We start from the raw sequence: 3,482 nt of genomic DNA, 5'->3' as shown, positions 1-3,482 counted from the left end.
CGATGAGCGCCCCGAGGAGGTCACCGACATGGAGCGCAGCGTGCGCGGCGAAGTGTTTAGCTCGACCTTCGATCAGCCCGCATTCAACCATGTCCGCGTCGCCGAGCTCGTCATCGAAAAGGCAAAACGCGCCGTCGAAAACGGCAAGGACGTCGTCATCTTGCTTGATAGCATCACCCGCCTTGCGCGCGCTTACAACACCGTCACGCCTAGCAGCGGCAAAGTCCTAAGCGGCGGCGTGGACGCAAACGCCCTGCATAAGCCGAAGCGCTTCTTCGGTGCGGCGCGAAATATCGAAAACGGCGGCTCGCTTACCATCGTCGCTACCGCGCTTATCGAGACCGGCTCGCGTATGGATGACGTGATCTTCGAGGAGTTCAAAGGTACGGGCAACAGCGAGATCATCCTCGATCGCAACATTTCGGACCGTAGAATTTACCCCGCGATCAACATTACCAAGTCGGGTACGCGCAAAGAGGAGCTTTTGCAAGGCAGCGAAAATCTGCAAAAAATCTGGGCGTTGCGCTCGGCTATCTCGACGATGGACGACGTCGAGGCGCTGAAATTTTTATACGCCAAAATGCTAAAAACCAAAGACAACACCGAGCTGCTGTCGATAATGAACGGCTAAATTCTTTAAATTTAGCCTTATTCTGAAATTTCGCTCCAAATTTAGCGGCATGGTTTATACCGCTTGCCGCAAATATTGCCACGTAGCTTCGTACGCGCTTTGAAGGCGTCGCGTCTTTTCTTTCAAGTTCCACTATGATAAGTTTAAATTTATCGCGATATTTGCTAAACGTTTTGCGCTCGCAGCACGGGATACGGCGCCGCCCGACAGAATTTTGCTTTGGTAAAAATCCATTCGCAAGATGTTAAGCGTAAAATTTTACGAGGAATTTTATGTTTTGCTACGCACGGAGCTGGGATGTTTTATTATTTCTAAATTATCGGTTAAGATAAAAACATCGTTTTTATTAAACTATATATCAGATAAAAATTCCCGTAATACCTGTTTCCGTGGTTATCTATATAAAATTCGCACGAGTGTATAAAGTTGGTATTACTATACGGCACACATTCTTTAACGCCTTGCAAATACTGGTTTATGCGGTTATGAACCATATCAAATTCGTAATCTGGATTTTTTGTCTTTTCAGATGGTTGAAACTTATAGCTCATATACTTAATCCCCTCATAATATATGCAATATCTATTCTTTCCTAGCGCTTTTTCAAAAAAAGTAATATTTTTGCATTCTTTTATACTGAAGCTATCGGAACCATACATACCACCTTTGCAAGTAAATATAAGGGTTTGATTAAGATCATAGTTTATCTTTTTATTGCCTTGAAATGGCGTATATGAGTAGTTGCCATTTATATCAACATTTCTATCTGTATGATGATGGACAAAATCGACAAAATTCCAAGGAGCGGTTTTATTTGATATTATTTTATTCGTAATTTTATTTAAACCAATAGTTGAGTTTAAATCATCAAATAGGCTAAAAGTCTTAGTATCCATATGCTTTTTAAATATTTTGTCTAATGTATAAATAAGTTCATTGAAGCTTAAATTTTTATCAGGAGCATAAAATGTATCATAATGGTAATATACGCAATCATTAAATTCTTCCTGTACGAAATTTTGTACCATCTCATCTTTACTAAGCCATTTTAGATCGCTGAAGCTAAACCCGCTGTAATTAAGCGTGCCGACGATCACACAAATGCCGAGCGCGGCTATTAGGACTTTGGATAGAAATTTAAGAGCTTTCAAAATTTACTCCTTTAGCAAAACGCTAGTTAAAAATACGAGCCTAACGGGCTGCGATATTAAGCGACCTTTTTAAATTTAAGCTCACACAAAGAGGGCTAAATTTAAACCTATGCCGCTTTTAAATTTAACCGAATCGCTTCCTACTTCCCGCCGAAAAACAGCAGATTTGCCATTATGATCACGATCGCGACGGGCGCTACGAAACGCAGCGAAAAGTACCAAATTTTAAATCCAAGCTCGCCCATATCGGCGCCAAAAAGCCCGCGCAGGCGCTGCGCGTCCATCACGAAGCCAACAAAGATCGCCGAGGTTAGCGCGCCCAGAGGCAGCATGACGTTTGAGCTTACGAAGTCCAAGCAGTCAAAAAAGCTCGCGCCGAAAAGTTTAAATTTGCTCGCATAATCTGCGTGCATCGATAGCAGCGAGCATGCGCCTAACACCGCTATGGCGCACCCCGAGATGCAAACTGCGCGCAGGCGCGAAATTTTAAATCTGCCGATGAGATAGAAGACGAAGGGCTCGATCATCGAAACCGCGCTCGTGATCCCTGCGAAAAAGAGCGAGACGAAAAACGCGACTTCAAGCACCTGTCCCGCTAGCCCCATTTTTGCAAACATCGTAGTGAGCGAGACGAACACAAGCCCCGCACCCTGCGCGGGATCGGCGCGAAATTCGAAGATGAAGGTAAAGACGATGAGCCCCATCATCAGCCCGATCGCGATGTTGATAAATACGATGTTTACCGAGCTTCGCACGAGCCGCACCCCCTCGCTAAGCGATGCCGCGTATGCTGCGATACAGCCGACGCCCACGCACAGGGTAAAGAGCGCGAGCCCGAGCGCGGAGAGGATGGAGCTAACGGTGATTTTGCCGAAGTCGGGATAGAAAAGAAATTTCGCCGCCGCGCCGAAGCCCTGCATCGTGCACGCATACGCAAGCATCGCAAGCAGCAGCACGAAAAGAAGCGGCATCATCACGACGTTTAGCCGCTCGATACCGCTTTTGATGCCGCGCGCGACGACGGAGAGCGTCAGCACGAGCGCAAGCGCGTAAAAGCCCAGGCTCGTGACTAGCGAATGCGAGATGAGATCGTCAAAGACGGCGCCCGCTTCCTCAGCGGTTGCGGGCAGCGGAGAAAAGCCCAAAAAGATGTAGCGGATCACCCAGCCGAGGATGACGAGGTAAAAGGACAGCACCAGCATGCCGCCCGCGATGAAAACGCCTCCCGCGCGCCATTTACGCCCGCCGCGCGGCGCCAGCGTCTCGTACGCGCTCGGTAGATCCCTCCCGCTTAGCCTGCCCAGCGCCATCTCGGCTAGGAATATGCTAAAGCCCACGCCCAGCGTGAGCGCGAGATATAAAAGCACGAAGGCGCTGCCGCCGTTTTGGCCCACGAGGGTGGGAAATTTCCATGCGTTGCCAAGCCCCACCGCGCCGCCTGCGACGGCAAGTATGAAGCCGATTTTGCTAAATTTATCGTTCATTTTCGCTCCGATGATTTTTAAATTTTAAAGCTGCGGAATTTTAAAATTCTGTAGCGTGATCAGACACGGCTGCGCTACGGCATCTTTGCCGCGGTCTTGCGCAGGTTGCCGCGCGGGTTAGCGCGGTCACGCCGAAGGCTGATTGCGGTCGCCGCATACTCCTATCTAGACATAAAATTCCAGGCGCAATTTTTTGACAGCCGCCATGACCGCTAA

General features: G+C 48.2%; 3 protein-coding genes. 1 reads left to right on the top strand and 2 read right to left on the bottom strand.

What is annotated here, in order from left to right; genetic code table 11:
- Positions 1–631: transcription termination factor Rho (gene rho / locus Q0198_RS03350; RefSeq protein WP_297894964.1), on the top strand; the 631-nt coding region annotated here is incomplete at its 5' end.
- Between the two features lie 323 nt (positions 632–954).
- Here rho and Q0198_RS03345 read toward each other — a convergent pair.
- Together Q0198_RS03345 and Q0198_RS03340 are read right to left on the bottom strand one after the other, a co-directional pair.
- On the bottom strand, positions 955–1,782 hold the full coding sequence (locus tag Q0198_RS03345; RefSeq protein WP_297894962.1) for a hypothetical protein: 828 nt from the start codon (positions 1,780–1,782) through the stop codon (positions 955–957).
- Positions 1,783–1,922: 140 nt separating this feature from the next.
- Positions 1,923–3,266, bottom strand: coding sequence for a sodium-dependent transporter (locus Q0198_RS03340; RefSeq protein ID WP_297894959.1), 1,344 nt, complete (start codon positions 3,264–3,266; stop codon positions 1,923–1,925).
- Between the last annotated feature and the right edge of the window lie 216 nt (positions 3,267–3,482).

Source organism: uncultured Campylobacter sp. (genome assembly GCF_938045205.1).
In the GTDB taxonomy this organism is placed as follows: Bacteria; Campylobacterota; Campylobacteria; order Campylobacterales; family Campylobacteraceae; genus Campylobacter_B.
The sequence above is the reverse complement of the archived record's forward strand: the minus strand, read 5'-3'. Positions and strand labels throughout refer to the sequence as shown.

Coding starts and splice junctions, on each gene's coding strand:
- Q0198_RS03340 (WP_297894959.1), bottom strand. CDS start 3,266: ATGAACGATAAATTTAGCAAAATCGGCTTCATACTTGCCGTCGCAGGC.